Here is a 13,968-nt window from a genome sequence, read left to right as displayed (position 1 = left end):
GTTGGGGCTCGGGGCGGCCGCGAGGGTGGGGGACGACTGCGGGCCGGCGAAGAGCGTCGTTGCCACACGAGCACTCAACCCGGCGCTGTGGGAGGGGCCTGACGGCCTGGAATCTAAAGGTCTAAACCAATCCGGTCAAGACCTGTACATGACATCTGGCCGATAATCGAGGAGCGGCCGAGGGGAAGGACGGCCACGCCGTCGCCACGAGCCGCAGGGAAGGGGCCGTCGGGGGAGCAGGGCTTGGTGGACGGCGCCTTCACCATGTGGCCCGCGAACAGGCGGCGACAGATGTGGTGTTGGACGAGTACGCGGATCCGGGCGTGCGAGTGGGCCGCGACTGCGACTGCGTCCGGGAGTTGTGGGTTCACCGGATCGAGGAGTACGCACGCCACCGCGGGCACGCCGATCTGCTGCGCGAGCGCATCGACGGCCGGGTGGGACGGCGGCGCGCGTCTTACATGACGTCAGCCGGGGCGGCAGCGCGGTCCGCGCGGCGCAGTTCTCCGGCTGTCAGCGCGGCGCAGGCGGCGCCGAGGCAGAGCAGGCCCGGCACGGCGAGCATGGTGCGCTGATCGCCCTCCAGTACGTCCTCGTAGCGGCGCCGGGAGATCTCGACCAGGCCGCGCGCATGGGGCGTCGTGTCGAGGGCGACGTAACGGCCATCCTTCATCTCGGCCGACTGAAGGCTGGTCTCCTGCTGCGTGCTGAACACCAACAGCGCCACACCCCCCACGGTCAACGCCCCAAGTGTCATCTGCACCTTGCCCGGCAGGCATCGGAAGGCGAGCCACACCACGTCCTTGGCCGCACGCGTCAGGGCCAGTCGCGCCAGGGCGGAGACACAGGTCAGGAAGGCGGTGGCGAAGATCGCGACCGGCCACCAACCCGCGTCCGCCAGCGGCAAGGTCCCGGGCAGCCATGTGAGTGCTGCCGGCGAGAGGAACACGGCGCCCAGCCCGGCCGCGACACCACCATGCAGTTTGAAAGTCCACCCCATGCTTCAGAGCGTGTCACAGAGGTGAGGCGCGCCACAGCTCGCGCCCGGGTGTGGTGTCCGGGCCCGCGGTGGCGGCCTCGTCCCTCCCCGTGTACGCGGCCGGCACCTACCTCTCAGGTCATCGCCCCCAGCGTGCCCACCTGCCAGGATCGCCGGTGTAACAGAGCCCGACCGGCCGGAAGGACGACATGACCGCCTATGCCATAGCCCACTTGCAGGAGGCCGCTCCGCACCCGGAGATCGCCGAGTACATCGAGCGCATCTCCGCCACCTTCGAGCCGTACGGTGGCCGTTTCCTCGTGCACGCCACGCGGCACGAGGTGAAGGAGGGCGACTGGCCCGGGCACGTCGTGGTGATCTCCTTCCCCGGGATCGCCGAGGCGCGGGCCTGGTGGGACTCACCCGCGTACCAGGAGATCGCACCGCTGCGCTCGCGGCACATCGAAGGCGACATCATCCTGGTCCCAGGTGTCTCCGAGGACTACGACCCGACCGGCGCCGCGAAGGCGATGAGGGAGGTGCTGCCCGCCGAGCAGCTCTCGGATTCGGGCACGCCTTGACAGTCCGGCCTCGGCACCCGCAGTATCGCCCCGTGAACCTGTCAGACAGCCAGACAGGTGGTCGGGGACCGCGGCGCGTCAGCGCCATGGAAGCGGTGCTCGGCCACCTTCGTGGCGCCATCGAGCGCGGTGACTACGCCATCGGCGACAAGCTCCCCTCGGAGGCGGAGCTGTGCCGCACCCTGGAGATCAGCCGGCCCGTGCTGCGGGAGGCCCTGCGGGCCCTGCAGACGATGGGGCTCACGGTCTCCAGGACCGGCAAGGGCACCTTCGTCGTCGCCAGCGCCGTCGAGGACCCCACCTTCGGCGACTACGCGGCCAGCGACCTCCTGGAGGTGCGCCGCCACGTCGAGATCCCGGTCGCCGGGTACGCGGCGCGGCGGCGCACCGCGGCGGACCTCGACCACCTGGCCCACCTCCTGGACCGGATGGAGCAGGAGACGGACACCACCGCCTGGGTCGCGATGGACACCGTCTTCCACCTGGCCGTGGCCGAAGCCGCCCAGAACCCGGTCTTCCGCCGGGTGATCGAGGAGATCCGGGACGCGCTGGCCCGCCAGTCCGCCTTCCTCAACGAACTCGGCGGCCGGCGCGAGCAGTCCAACCGCGAGCACCGGGCGATCATCGAGGCGCTGATCGACGGTTCCGAGCACGACGCGGTGCAGGCCATGACCCACCATCTCGACCGCGTCGAGACGACCCTCACCGACATCATGCGCCCGACCCGCACGGACGCCCCCACCGAAGACGGACCCGAGTCATGAACCAGGCAGTGTTGTACGGAAGTTCGGTGGCCGGGGCTCCTGTGATCCGGGAACCCCTGCACGCCCCCGTCGCCCACCTCGTCCGCGGCGGGGTCGTCGAGGGCATCCACTACGGCTCGGTCGTCGTCCTCGGCGCCGACGGAGCCGTGGAGCTGCAACTCGGCGACATCGAGGCCGCCTTCTACCCGCGCTCGGCGCTCAAGCCGGTGCAGGCGGTGGCCATGCTCCGCGCCGGGCTCCCGCTCGACGGGGAGCTGCTGTCGCTGACCGCGGCCAGCCACTCCGGGGAGGAGCGGCACCTGGCCGGCACCCGGCGCATCCTGGAGCTGGCCGGAGTCACCGAGGACGACCTGCGCAACGTCCCCGACCTGCCGTACGACCCGGTCGTCCGCGACGCCTGGGTGCGCGAGGGGCGCCTGCCGTCCCGGCTCGCGCAGAACTGCTCCGGCAAGCACGCGGCCATGCTCTACACCTGCCGCCTCAACGACTGGCCGCTGGAGGACTACCTCGACCCGGGCCACCCGTTGCAGCGGGCCGTCGCCGAGGCCGTCGAGGACCTCACCGGGCAGGCGATCGCCCGCGTGACCGTCGACGGCTGCGGAGCGCCCCTGTTCGCCGTCTCGCTGCACGGGCTCGCGCGCGCCGCGGCCCGGATCACCACCGCGCCGGCCGGCACCCCCGAGGCGCGGGTGGCGGACGCCATGCGCGAGCACGCCGAGACGGCCTCCGGCTCCGGGCGCGACGTCGCCGCGCTGATGCGCGCCGTGCCCGGTCTGCTCGCCAAGGACGGGTTCGAGGGCGTCCAGGTCGCCGCGCTGCCGGACGGCCGGGCCGTCGCCGTGAAGATCGCCGACGGAGCGAACCGGGCGCGCGTCCCGGTCGCCGCCGCGGCCCTCGCCCGGGCCGGGGTCGACCCGGCCGCGCTCGCCGAGTTCGCCGGGGAGCCCCTGCTCGGCGGCGGCCGGCCGGTCGGCAGCGTCCGCCCCGCCCGCGCGCTCGATCCCGCCCCGGGCTCCCGGCTCCGCTCGGGCGGGGGCGGCCCCCACACTCAAACGCCAGCCTGACCGCAACGCCCACCTCCGAAAGAGGATCCGCACAGCCATGACCGCCGCAGCCCACCGCAGCGAGCACGACCTGCTCGGCCACCGCGACGTACCCGCCGAGGCGTACTGGGGCATCCACTCCCTGCGCGCCAAGGAGAACTTCCCCATCACGGGGACGCCGATCTCCGCCTACCCGCACCTGATCGACGCCCTCGCCGCCGTCAAGGAGGCCGCCGCCCTCGCCAACGAGGAACTCGGCCTGCTGGAGCCCCGGAAGGCCGCCGCCATCGTCGAGGCCTGCCGCGAGATCCGGGACGGCAAGCTGCACGACGAGTTCGTCGTCGACGTCATCCAGGGCGGCGCCGGCACTTCCACCAACATGAACGCCAACGAGGTCGTCGCCAACCGCGCGCTGGAACTGCTGGGTCACGCCAAGGGCGAGTACCAGCACCTGCACCCCAACGAGGACGTCAACCTCGGCCAGTCCACGAACGACGTCTACCCGACCGCCGTCAAGATCGCCACGGTGTTCGCCGTACGCGGCCTGCTCAAGGCGATGGCGGTACTCCAGGACGCCTTCGCCGGGAAGGCCGTCGAGTTCCGCGACGTACTCAAGATGGGCCGCACCCAGCTCCAGGACGCCGTGCCGATGACGCTGGGGCAGGAGTTCTCCGCGTTCGCGGTCATGCTCGACGAGGACCGCCTCCGGCTCGCGGAGGCCGTCGAACTGATCCACGAGATCAACCTCGGCGCCACGGCGATCGGCACCGGTCTCAACGCCCCCGCCGGATACGCCGAGTCGGCCCGCCGCCACCTCGCCGAGATCACCGGCCTGCCGCTGGTGACGGCCGCCAACCTGGTGGAGGCCACCCAGGACTGCGGTGCCTTCGTGCAGATGTCCGGCGTGCTCAAGCGGATCGCCGTCAAGCTCTCCAAGAGCTGCAACGACCTGCGCCTGCTGTCGTCCGGGCCGCGCGCGGGCCTCAACGAGATCAACCTGCCGCCGGTACAGGCCGGTTCGAGCATCATGCCCGGCAAGGTCAACCCGGTGGTCCCCGAGGTCGTCAACCAGGTCGCCTTCGAGGTGATCGGCAACGACGTGACCATCACCATGGCCGCCGAGGCCGGTCAGCTCCAGCTGAACGCCTTCGAGCCGGTCATCCTGCACTCCCTCTCCGAGAGCATCACGCATCTGGAGCACGCCTGCCTGACCCTCGCCGAGCGGTGCGTGGCCGGCATCACGGCCAACACGGAGCAGCTGCGCGCCGCGGTGGAGAACTCCATCGGTCTGGTCACCGCCCTCAACCCGTACATCGGGTACGAGGCGGCCACCGGCATCGCCAAGGAGGCCCTGGCCACCGGCCGCGGCGTCGCCGAACTCGTCCTGGAGAAGGGCCTGCTCCCGGCCGAGCGCCTCGAGTCACTGCTGCGGCCCGAGGTGCTCGCGGGCAGCGGCTCGCCGGAGGTCTGAGCCACCGCGCGCCCGGAGAGTCGGCAACTGCTCATACGGGGCAGGCGCGCGCCGCTCACACGGCGGTCATGCGCGCGCCGCCCGGCCGAGGGGCGTGCGTCGCCTTCCGGCCACCACGCGTTGACACGCTTCCCGAGTGTTGGCCATGGCTTTCCCCGTCGATCTCCGCCGCTGCCAGGCCCTCGGCCTGGCCGGTACCGCCTTCCTCGCGTTGGGCGGTCAGACCGCCGGGGCCCTGCCGGTCGCGGATCTGGTCTCCCCCGAGTCCGGGCGCGCCGCGCTCGGACTGGTGGGGGTGTACTTCGGGGTCGTTCTGCTGATCGCCGCGTGGGCGCTGCTCGGCCGGGTGATCCGCGGCCCCGAGCCGCCCACGCCCCGTACCCTGCTGCTCGTCCTGGCCGTGTGGGCGGCGCCGCTGCTGCTGGCGCCGCCGCTGTTCAGCCGGGACGTGTACAGCTACCTCGCGCAGGGCGCCATGGTCGACGCCCATCTCGACGTGTACACGCACGGGCCGTCGCAACTCGGCGGACCGCTCGCGGCCGAGGTCGCGCCGGTGTGGCGGGACACCGCGGCCCCCTACGGTCCGGTCTTCCTGGCCGTCGCCTCCGCCCTGTCCGGTCTGACCCGCGGGGAACTGCCGGCCGGCCTGATCGGCATGCGGCTGGTCGCACTGCTCGGCGTGGCCCTCATGGCCGTCGCACTGCCGCGGCTCGCCCGGCAGTGCGGCGCCGATCCCGCCGCCGCGCTGTGGCTCGGCGCCCTCAACCCGCTGGTGCTGCTGCACCTGGTCGCAGGCGCCCACAACGACGCCATCATGCTGGGGCTGCTCGGCATCGGACTGCTCGCCGCCCGCGGCCGCCTGCACGTCCTCGGTGTCGTCCTGATCACGCTCGCCGCACTGGTGAAGGCACCGGCCGCGCTCGGCCTGCTGGCCGTGATCGCGCTGCGCCGGCACACCGGACTGGCACGCGCGGTGGCGACGACCACCGCGGTCGCGCTCGCCACCACGGTCGTGGCAACCGCCCTCACGGGCACGGGATACGGCTGGATCGCGGCCCTGCGGACACCGGTCTCCCCGCACAACTGGTCGCCCACCAGCGTCCTGGGCCGGGTCACGGGCGACATCCTGGCACGGCTGGGCAGCGGCCTCGCGCCCCTCGCCACCCCGGTCTGGCACGCGGCGGGACTTCTCGCGACCACGGCCGCCGTGCTGTTCATCTGGCTCCGGCTGCGCCCCGGCCCGATCTACGCGCTCGGCCTCAGCCTCGCCGCCGTGGCCGTCCTCGGCCCGGCGATCCGGCCCTGGTACGCCCTGTGGGGCCTGTTCCTCATCGCCGCCGCCGCGCCCAGCGCCTCCGTCCGGCACCGGGTGGCCGCCACGACCGCCGTCCTCGCGCTCGCCGTACTGCCCAGCGGCGGCCCGCCGGACCTCGCCCAGGTGGCCCTGGCGGTCTCCGGAGGCGCGCTCGCCCTGGTCGTCCTGTGGCAGGCCCACCAGACGGCTCAGACACCGGTGCTGGGAGGGACCGCGTGAGACCGCCGCGCACCGACAGGGGACGGCTCGTCCTCGTCCTGTGCCTCGCCGTGGCCGTGACCGTCTTCACCGCCACCGTGCCGCTGCTGCGCGGCTGGTTCGACCTGCGCGTCTACTACGGCGCCGTGAACGCCTGGGTGCACCACGGCGGCCGTATCTACGACTACCGGGTGCCGGGGACCACCTACGGTTTCACCTACCCGCCGTTCGCCGCCCTGAGCATGCTGCCGATGGCACTCGTCGGCCTCAACACGGCGATCACGGCCGCGCTGCTGCTCGACCTCGTCGCCGTCGCCGCCGTGCTGTGGATCCTCGTCGGCCGGGAACTGCGCCGCCACGGCTGGTTCGGCTGGGCCCTGGCGGCCTGCGCGCTCGCGCTGCTCGAACCCGTACGGGACACCATCAGCTTCGGACAGGTCAACCTCCTGCTGCTGGCCCTCGTGCTCGCCGACGGTTGGCTGCTGTCCGGCGGGCGCGGCCGCTGGGGCCGCTGGGCGGGGGCGGGCATCGGACTCGCCGCGGCCGTGAAGCTCACGCCCGCCGTCTTCATCGGCCTGCTGCTGCTCGCCCGGCGCTGGCGGGCCGCCGCCGTCGCGACCGCCGTCACCGTGGCCGCCACCGTTCTCGCGGCCTGGGCGGCACCGGACGCGTCCCGCTTCTACTGGACCCACGCCGTCTGGGACACCACCCGCGTCGGCCGCCTCGACTACGTCTCCAACCAGTCCCTCCAGGGCGTCATCGCCCGGCTCGCGGCACCCGGCGAACCCAGCCGAGCCGTCTGGGCCCTGGCCGTCGTCCTCGTCCTGGCGGTCTGGGTGTGGCGCACGCACCGGGCCCTGCGCGCCGGTGACTGGCCGGCCGCCCTCGCCCTCACGGGGCTTGTCTCCTGCCTGATCAGCCCGATCACCTGGGTGCACCATCTCGTCTGGCTGCTGCCGTCGTTCGCGGTGCTGGCGCGCGCACGCCGCCTGCGGACCGCGGCCGTCCTGTACGGGCTGCTGTGCAGCAGCGTGGTCTGGCTGTGGTTCGACGATTCCTCCGGACTCGACGGCTTCCTCGGCAGCAACACCTATGTGTGGATCACCCTGGGCCTGCTGCTGACCCTGCCGACCGGTCGGCCGCACACCACGAGCCCGCCCCCCGTCGGCAGCACCGGAGAACCCGCGCCCGCGCCCGCGACCGGCGAGCCGCACGCCGGCCCGTACACGACGCGGCCGTAGGCCATGACCGCGGCACGGATGCCGGACGATCTTGGTGTACGGCACCCGTTCATCCCTTCCTCATCCGGGTTCGAGACGGAGTTAAGCCCCGGGCAGAACAGTGCTGCCGCATACCACCAGGAGGTTTCGATGAGATCGTGGCGTCGCGCGGCATCCGTCGTACTGGCCTTGAGCGCCCCCTTCGCCCTGACGAACCAGTCGGCGACGGCCGACCCCGGGCACAGCCGCTTCAGTTTCGCGGTGATCGGCGACATTCCCTACGGTGACAGCCAGATCGCCGATTTCCCGAAGGTGATCAGCCAGATCAACGCTGATCCCGACGTACGGTTCGTCCACCACATCGGCGACATCAAGAACGGCTCCACCGTCTGCAGTGACGACTACTTCAGGCTGATCAAGTCGGACTTCGACACGTTCGAGGACCCGCTCGTCTACACGGTGGGCGACAACGAGTGGACCGACTGCCACCGGCCCAACAACGGAAGCTACGACCCGCTGGACCGCCTGGCCGCCATCCGTGACGTCTTCTTCCCTCAGCCGGGCCGGACACTGGGCCGCAACAGCGTCCGGGTGACCTCGCAGGCCGACCAGGGCTACCCCGAGGACGTCCGGTACACCCGGGCCAACGTCGCCTTCGCCGCCCTGCACATCGTCGGCAGCAACAACAACATGGCGCCGTGGACCGGCAACACCTCGGCCACGCCGGAGCAGGCGGCCGAGGTACTCGGCCGTACGGCCGCCGTGGTGCAGGAGATCCGCGACACCTTCGCGGCCGCCGCGCACGAGCACAACAAGGCCGTCGTCCTGCTCACCCAGGCCGACATGTTCGATCCGACGGTCACCGGCCCGTCCTTCGCGGACTATTACGCCTTCCAGCCGATCGTCAGGGCGATCGCCGAGGAGTCGGCCAAGTTCCGGGGCCCGGTGTACCTCTTCAACGGCGACAGCCACGTCTACAACAGCGACAAGCCGCTGGACACCGGCTCCCAGTGGCTGTCCTTCTACGGCGTCAAGTCCGTCGCACCCAACCTCCACCGGGTCACCATCGACGGCTCGACCGACGTCGGCAACTGGCTGAAGGTGACGATCGATCCGGGCAGCAAGCAGGTCCTGAGCTGGACCCGGGTGCCCTTCACCCACACGAAGTGAGTCCCCTCCGGGGGACACCACACTGGAAGCACCCGGCGTCTTACGCCGGGTGCTCCCTGTGGGCCGACGGGTCTCGGTAGCGTCGGCGGGAGCGGTCGATGTCGTGCGCGGTGATGATCCCGCCGAGGCGGCCGTCGTCCATCACCAGGATGGGCAGTCCACCGCCCGCGGCGCCGAGGCGCTCCAGTACGGAGTTCAGCAGCTCGTCCGGTGCGGCGAGGGTGCACCGGGACAGCGGGGTCGCGAGGTCCCGTACCCGCAGGCGCTCCCGCTGCCCGGGCGGTACGGTGACCAGCCGGCGCAGTTGCAGGAGGCCGCTGGGGTGACCGTCGAAGTCCAGCAGCGGCACCACCGAGTGCCCTGTCCGGGCGGCCACCTCGGACAGGAAGCTGTCCACGGTCAGCCAGTCCGGCCCGGTGACCACCGGAGTGGTCATCGTCTGCCCCACCCGTACGCCACGCAGAGCGGTGACCAGCTCAGCCCACCGCCGTTCGGTCGCGGCGGTACCGGCCACGAACAGACCGATGGCCATCAGCCACAAGCCGCCGGTCGTGCCCCTCAGGAGCATCACCCACCCGCCGGCGGCCAGCGCCATTCCCACGATCTGTCCGCTGCGACCGGCCGCCCGCTGGGCCCGCTCGCGGTCCCCCGTACGCCACCACACCGCGGCCTGGACCAGCCGCCCTCCGTCCAGGGGTGCGGCGGGCAGCAGGTTGAAGACACCCAACAGCAGGTTCGTGCCGCCCAGCCAACTCAGCACGGCAACCGGAATCCGCCATCCCGTCGTGGCGTCCACGCCGGCCGCCGCGCCCAGCCAGACACCGCCGAGCAGCAGGCTGGCGACCGGCCCGCTCACGGCGACCGAGAACGCCGTGCGTGCTGTCGTCGGCCGGTCCATCCGGGTCAGTCCGCCGAGCGCCCACAGCGTCACGTCCCGCACCGCTATCCCCGCCCTGCGGGCCGTCAGCGCGTGCGCGGCCTCGTGCACCACCAGACTCATCAGCAACAGCGAAGCACCGACGACCCCGGCGGCCGCGTACACGACCGGTGCCAGGCCCGCCTCGTACCTGGGCAGCGTCCAGCTGGCCAGACCGTACGCGAAGAAGAGCATGACCAGCGGCACGCTCCAGTGAGCCTGAATCGCCAGCCCTCGGATGCTTCCGATCCGGATCGAACCCTTCATTCCCATCACCGCCGACAGGTCACGCCCTCCGGCCGTACCCCCGCCCTCCTTCCAGGGTCCGCCACAGACCAACGAAAGGAAACATCCATCCGTACAGCGGCATGATGGCCGTCGCGGGTGTACGGCGGCCGGCCGTCCAGGTCCGTCGGACGCATGGCGGCCGGCCGCCGGCGTGCGGGTGCTACTCGGTGACGAAGTCGCCCATCATGGCCATGTCCTCGTGCTCCAGGTTGTGGCAGTGGAGCATGAAGGGGCCGGTGTAGTCGGTGAAACGGACGACCACTTCCACGGCCTCGGCCGGACGCAGGGACACGGTGTCCTTCCAGCCGTGGTCGTACGCCCCCGGCTCCCCGTTGTTCCGCGAGACCACCTGGAAGTGGTTGAGGTGGAGATGGACCGGGTGGTGGAAGTTGGTGGTGAACCGCCACACCTCGGTCTGTCCCAGCCCGGGCCTGGCCAGAGCACGGCCCGGCTGGTACCCCAGGCCGTTGATGGTCCACCCCTCGACCGAGCCGCGGAAGTGGAAGTCCCGGGTGACCGCGGCCCGACCGGGCTCCAGCGCGACCACCTCGCTCAGCTTCTCCGGCACCGTCGTGTCGTCCTCGGGTGAGCCCGACCCCACGTCGAAGCGCATGACCGCGGCGGTCGTGCCGTCCCCGAAGCGGTTGAGCAGACGCACCTTCGTGCCCGCGCGGTACCGGGAGAAGTCGGCGACGACATCGAAGCGTTCGCCGGGTGCGATCTCCAACGCGTCGTGGCGGCGGGGGGAGGACAGCAGCCCGCCGTCGCCGCCGATCTGCGCGAAGGCGTCACCGCCCTCGGGCTGCGGGTCCAACTCCAGTTTGAACACACGGGCGTTGGAGGCGTTGAGGAACCGCAGGCGATAGCGCAGCCGCTGCACCTCGTGCACCGGCCAGGGCGCTCCGTTGACCAGCACCACGTCACCCAGTACGCCGTTCATGTAGGCGTCGGTGACGCCTGGAGCGTGAAATCCCGGATCCACCATGGGGTAACGGAACGATCCGTCCTCCGCGAAGGACCGGTCCGTGATCATCAGCGGAATGTCACGCTCGCCGCTCGGCAGCGGCAGCCGGTCCTCCTCGTCGTCGTGGACGAGATGGAACCCGGCCAGCCCCCTCCACACGCTCGCCCCGGTGTAGCCCATGCGGTGATCGTGGTACCAGAGCGTCGCCGCGCGCTGCTTCACCGGGTAGGTGTAGCTCCGCACCCCCTCGGCGAGATCCATCGCACCGTGGTCCACGGACATGCCGTGCTTGCCGCCGGCCATGTCCTGGACGGCGCGGTGGGCGTCGTAGGAGCCGTTGGCGGGCAGGATGAGCGAGGTCGGGTAGCCGTCGCTCGCCGCCGGGGTGTGCCCGCCGTGCAGGTGCACGACGACGGGCTGGTCCAGCTCGTTGCGGTGCCGTACCACGGTGCGCCGCCCGGAACGGGAGACGATGGTGGGCCCCGGGAACGTACCGCCGTACGTCCAGGCCTTCGTCCTGAGACCGGGCAGGATCTCCAACTCGGCCACGTGCTGGGTGATGTCGTAGGTGTCCGTGGTGCCGCTGCCGGAGGCGGGCTCCAGTACCGGCGGCACGGGCAGGGGCACCTGGTAGGGCCGGGGCAGTTCGGCCGTGCTGCCGAGCAGGCGGCCGGGCTTGCCCTCGCTGAAATAGGAGCGCAGCAGGGACCGGCTCGCCAGGGTCACGGCACCCACGCCGAGGGCGGCGCCACCCGCGTTCAGGAAGGTGCGCCGTCTCACGCGACCAACTCCGGTTCATGGGGCGGTGTGTCCGGGGTACCGGGGGAGTCACCGGGTGGCAGCGGGGTGGCCATCACGCGCTGGGTGAGCATCGCCGTGGCCGCGACGATGGTCACCCCGAGCAGCACGTGGGCGGGCACGCTGTGCTTCACGCCGAGCACGACCTGGCCCAGGAGCGCGATCAGCAGCAGGACCGAGGGGCCGAGGAGCGATGACGGCCCGCCCGCCCGGCCAACGAGGAAGGCGGCCAGAGCCATCACCATGGCCACGCCCACGATCCCGCGGGCCAGCATGCCGTGCATCTCCAGCATGTCGAAGTGCCCGCCCAGGAAGCCCCCGGCCAGGGCCACTTGGAAGAGGAGCAGCACGGACTGAAGCAGGGCGACCACACGGACGGCGAGCAGGGAACGACGTAAGGACATACGGATACCTCAGCTCTTTGTCGATTTAAGGGATTTGCGGCATGGGAAGGGCACACAGGCGTACAAGTCGCAGAACCCGCGTCATCGAACCGTCCGGGGACTCGCGGGCGCAACCCCAATGCCGAGTTCCGCGAGGTGACTTTGTGATCCCCGCGCTTGAGCGTGTGTGGCCCGGTCAGCGGGCTTCGATCTTGTCGAGCAGTCGCGCGAGGACACCGATGCGGTCGCTGTCGCGGGGAAGGCGGGAGAGGCAGGTCTCCAGTCTGTCGACGTCGCCGATCCGCATCCTGCCCGCGCCTGCCGTGTCGATGACCGCGGTGATCGTCTTGAAGCCCCAGTACTGACTGAAGGCGCGGTCCTCGTCGCCGAGGACGGCCTCCACCAAGGGGTCGAGATGGTCGGCGTCGGGGCGCGCGTAAAGGCGCGCGTAGGCGGCGAGCCGGGTCCCGGGATCGTGGGACTTGAGCGAGTCCTCGACATCGAAGTCCTGTTCACGGCGGGTGGCGGTCACCAGGTCCGCGAAGATCTGCTCCATGAGGTTGGTGCGCTCGGGGCTGCTCGCCATGCGTTCTCGCACCTGGGTGTATTCGGCGGCGAGTTGTGCGACGGTTCCACTCACGGTGGAGCCGGTGGCCCCCTCGTCGTCCGCACTGCCGCCGGCCACGAAAGCGAGACGGGCTGTGCGTGATGCGTCATCAGCCGCGTGACCGGCTCGCGCGCTGCGTTCCTCGGCTGCCTCGATGCGATCCACCAGCCGCTTGTACTGGAACTTCGTCCCGCCGGGCAGCTCGATACTGTCGAACAGGGCGCCCAGCCACGGCACGACGGCCACCGCGAGGAGTACGGCCGTGACCGCGTCGATCTTCAGACCGGGTTCGACCGCGTGAACGATCGCGGCTCCGATCGCCGAACACGTGATGACAGCCGCGATGACATCCCGTCGACGGTCATGGCCGCTTCGCGGGCCCGGTATCGGCTCCTCCGACATGCCGACCACCCTGGCACACACGGCCGTGACCCGCCGACGATTCCGATCACCAACTCCTCCGGCAACCCGAAGGCGGCGTCGGCCCGTTGTCGCCGCCCGCGTGGTGCGGCAACTCGGGGCCGGTGAGCCGCTGTCCGGTGGGCCCTCGTGTCACTTCCGCCAGAACAGGTGGTGCGTCACGCCGCTCGGGCTGGGCACGACCTCGAGGTGGAACCGGTCGAGCAACTCGTCGGGTGACTCCCAGAGCCGTAGCCCGGAGCCGAGCTTCACCGGGGAGACGGCGACGTGCATGGTGTCGACGAGGCCGGCGTCGAGGAACTGCCGGACGGTGGTAACCCCGCCGCCGAGTCGTACGTCCTTGCCCTGCGCCGCCTCCTTCGCCTGACCGAGGACCGTGGCCGGGTCGCCGTCGACGAAGTGGAAGGTGGTGTCGGAGAGCGTGAACGAGGGACGCTTGTGGTGTGTCATGACGAACACCGGGGTGCGGAACGGGGGCTCCTCACCCCACCAGCCGCGCCACTCATGGTCGGACCAGGGTCCCCGTTGGGGCCCGAACTTGTTGCGGCCCATGATCTCGGCTCCGACGCCGCGCGCGTAGTCCCGCGTGAAGTAGTCGTCGAGGCCCCGGCTCCCTCCGGGGTCGGTGCGCATGGGCCAACTCGCCGTGGCGCCGGCCCAGGCGAACAGCCTCTCGGGGCGGACGTGGCCGAACGGATTCTCGAAGCTCTGGTCCTCCCCGGCGCCGATTCCGTCACTGGAGACGCTGAAGTTCTGCACCCTCAGCAGCTGAGCCATGTGTTCCTCCGATGGTGTCGACAACGGTGGTGAGACTCTCCGGGTGGGGAAAACTCATCGCCGCGTCCCGTGGG

At 71.2% G+C, this 13,968-nt stretch carries 13 protein-coding genes and 1 pseudogene; 8 read left to right on the top strand and 6 right to left on the bottom strand.

Annotated elements, in window-relative coordinates:
- Positions 1–266 precede the first annotated feature (266 nt).
- Positions 267–575 (top strand): mycothiol transferase, encoded by a 309-nt coding sequence (locus tag ACWC91_RS28345; protein WP_450726093.1) that lies wholly within the window; start codon positions 267–269, stop codon positions 573–575.
- On the opposite strand, the gene ACWC91_RS28340 is transcribed toward ACWC91_RS28345, so the two are convergent.
- Entirely contained in the window at positions 458–1,000 is a 543-nt protein-coding gene (locus ACWC91_RS28340; RefSeq protein WP_450643594.1) for a hypothetical protein, read from the bottom strand. The genes ACWC91_RS28345 and ACWC91_RS28340 overlap by 118 nt on opposite strands.
- A gap of 188 nt (positions 1,001–1,188) precedes the next feature.
- On the opposite strand from ACWC91_RS28340, the gene ACWC91_RS28335 reads away from it, so the two are divergent.
- From ACWC91_RS28335 to ACWC91_RS28305, 7 genes are all read left to right on the top strand, one after another.
- Positions 1,189–1,560: a DUF1330 domain-containing protein gene (locus tag ACWC91_RS28335; RefSeq protein WP_225078761.1), complete on the top strand. Its 372-nt coding sequence runs from the start codon at positions 1,189–1,191 to the stop codon at positions 1,558–1,560.
- An 86-nt stretch (positions 1,561–1,646) separates the two neighbouring features.
- Positions 1,647–2,324 carry a FadR/GntR family transcriptional regulator gene (locus ACWC91_RS28330; protein ID WP_450643596.1) on the top strand — a complete coding sequence of 226 codons (678 nt, stop codon included), beginning with the start codon at positions 1,647–1,649 and terminating at the stop codon, positions 2,322–2,324.
- Positions 2,321–3,388, top strand: a complete 1,068-nt coding sequence (locus tag ACWC91_RS28325) for an asparaginase (protein ID WP_374114040.1) — start codon at positions 2,321–2,323, stop codon at positions 3,386–3,388. The genes ACWC91_RS28330 and ACWC91_RS28325 overlap by 4 nt, the downstream gene beginning before the upstream one ends.
- A gap of 37 nt (positions 3,389–3,425) precedes the next feature.
- Positions 3,426–4,838, top strand: a complete 1,413-nt coding sequence (gene aspA / locus ACWC91_RS28320; protein WP_225078762.1) for an aspartate ammonia-lyase — start codon at positions 3,426–3,428, stop codon at positions 4,836–4,838.
- Between the two features lie 145 nt (positions 4,839–4,983).
- Positions 4,984–6,372 carry a polyprenol phosphomannose-dependent alpha 1,6 mannosyltransferase MptB gene (gene mptB / locus ACWC91_RS28315; RefSeq protein ID WP_450643794.1) on the top strand — a complete coding sequence of 463 codons (1,389 nt, stop codon included), beginning with the start codon at positions 4,984–4,986 and terminating at the stop codon, positions 6,370–6,372.
- Complete coding sequence (locus ACWC91_RS28310; RefSeq protein WP_450643795.1) at positions 6,369–7,592, top strand: glycosyltransferase 87 family protein; 1,224 nt, start codon at positions 6,369–6,371, stop codon at positions 7,590–7,592. The genes mptB and ACWC91_RS28310 overlap by 4 nt, the downstream gene beginning before the upstream one ends.
- Positions 7,593–7,721: 129 nt before the next feature.
- Positions 7,722–8,741 (top strand): metallophosphoesterase, encoded by a 1,020-nt coding sequence (locus ACWC91_RS28305; RefSeq protein WP_450643796.1) that lies wholly within the window; start codon positions 7,722–7,724, stop codon positions 8,739–8,741.
- A gap of 604 nt (positions 8,742–9,345) precedes the next feature.
- Here the strand turns inward: ACWC91_RS28305 and ACWC91_RS28300 are convergent.
- The 5 genes and pseudogenes from ACWC91_RS28300 to ACWC91_RS28280 all read right to left on the bottom strand — a co-directional run.
- Positions 9,346–9,741 (bottom strand): annotated as a pseudogene (locus ACWC91_RS28300) (site-2 protease family protein); the annotation flags it as partial.
- Between the two features lie 364 nt (positions 9,742–10,105).
- Positions 10,106–11,689, bottom strand: coding sequence for a multicopper oxidase family protein (locus ACWC91_RS28295; RefSeq protein WP_450643797.1), 1,584 nt, complete (start codon positions 11,687–11,689; stop codon positions 10,106–10,108).
- Positions 11,686–12,111 carry a hypothetical protein gene (locus tag ACWC91_RS28290; RefSeq protein WP_450643798.1) on the bottom strand — a complete coding sequence of 142 codons (426 nt, stop codon included), beginning with the start codon at positions 12,109–12,111 and terminating at the stop codon, positions 11,686–11,688. The genes ACWC91_RS28295 and ACWC91_RS28290 overlap by 4 nt, the downstream gene beginning before the upstream one ends.
- Positions 12,112–12,286: 175 nt before the next feature.
- Entirely contained in the window at positions 12,287–13,099 is an 813-nt protein-coding gene (locus ACWC91_RS28285; RefSeq protein ID WP_450643799.1) for a hypothetical protein, read from the bottom strand.
- A gap of 150 nt (positions 13,100–13,249) precedes the next feature.
- The gene (locus ACWC91_RS28280; protein ID WP_450643800.1) at positions 13,250–13,894 is read right to left on the bottom strand and encodes a dihydrofolate reductase family protein; all 645 of its coding nucleotides are present in this window, start codon (positions 13,892–13,894) and stop codon (positions 13,250–13,252) included.
- Between the last annotated feature and the right edge of the window lie 74 nt (positions 13,895–13,968).

The organism is Streptomyces sp. NPDC001204 (assembly GCF_053598035.1).
Note: the sequence above shows the minus strand (reverse complement) of the source record. Positions and strands in the feature narration are given on the sequence as shown.

Excerpts from the sequence above, each read along its gene's own strand:
- ACWC91_RS28330 (WP_450643596.1), top strand. The coding sequence starts at position 1,647 with ATGGAAGCGGTGCTCGGCCACCTTCGTGGCGCCATCGAGCGCGGTGAC.
- ACWC91_RS28340 (WP_450643594.1), bottom strand. The coding sequence starts at position 1,000 with ATGGGGTGGACTTTCAAACTGCATGGTGGTGTCGCGGCCGGGCTGGGC.
- ACWC91_RS28285 (WP_450643799.1), bottom strand. The coding sequence starts at position 13,099 with ATGTCGGAGGAGCCGATACCGGGCCCGCGAAGCGGCCATGACCGTCGA.
- aspA (WP_225078762.1), top strand. The coding sequence starts at position 3,426 with ATGACCGCCGCAGCCCACCGCAGCGAGCACGACCTGCTCGGCCACCGC.
- mptB (WP_450643794.1), top strand. The coding sequence starts at position 4,984 with ATGGCTTTCCCCGTCGATCTCCGCCGCTGCCAGGCCCTCGGCCTGGCC.
- ACWC91_RS28280 (WP_450643800.1), bottom strand. The coding sequence starts at position 13,894 with ATGGCTCAGCTGCTGAGGGTGCAGAACTTCAGCGTCTCCAGTGACGGA.
- ACWC91_RS28290 (WP_450643798.1), bottom strand. The coding sequence starts at position 12,111 with ATGTCCTTACGTCGTTCCCTGCTCGCCGTCCGTGTGGTCGCCCTGCTT.
- ACWC91_RS28305 (WP_450643796.1), top strand. The coding sequence starts at position 7,722 with ATGAGATCGTGGCGTCGCGCGGCATCCGTCGTACTGGCCTTGAGCGCC.
- ACWC91_RS28335 (WP_225078761.1), top strand. The coding sequence starts at position 1,189 with ATGACCGCCTATGCCATAGCCCACTTGCAGGAGGCCGCTCCGCACCCG.
- ACWC91_RS28325 (WP_374114040.1), top strand. The coding sequence starts at position 2,321 with ATGAACCAGGCAGTGTTGTACGGAAGTTCGGTGGCCGGGGCTCCTGTG.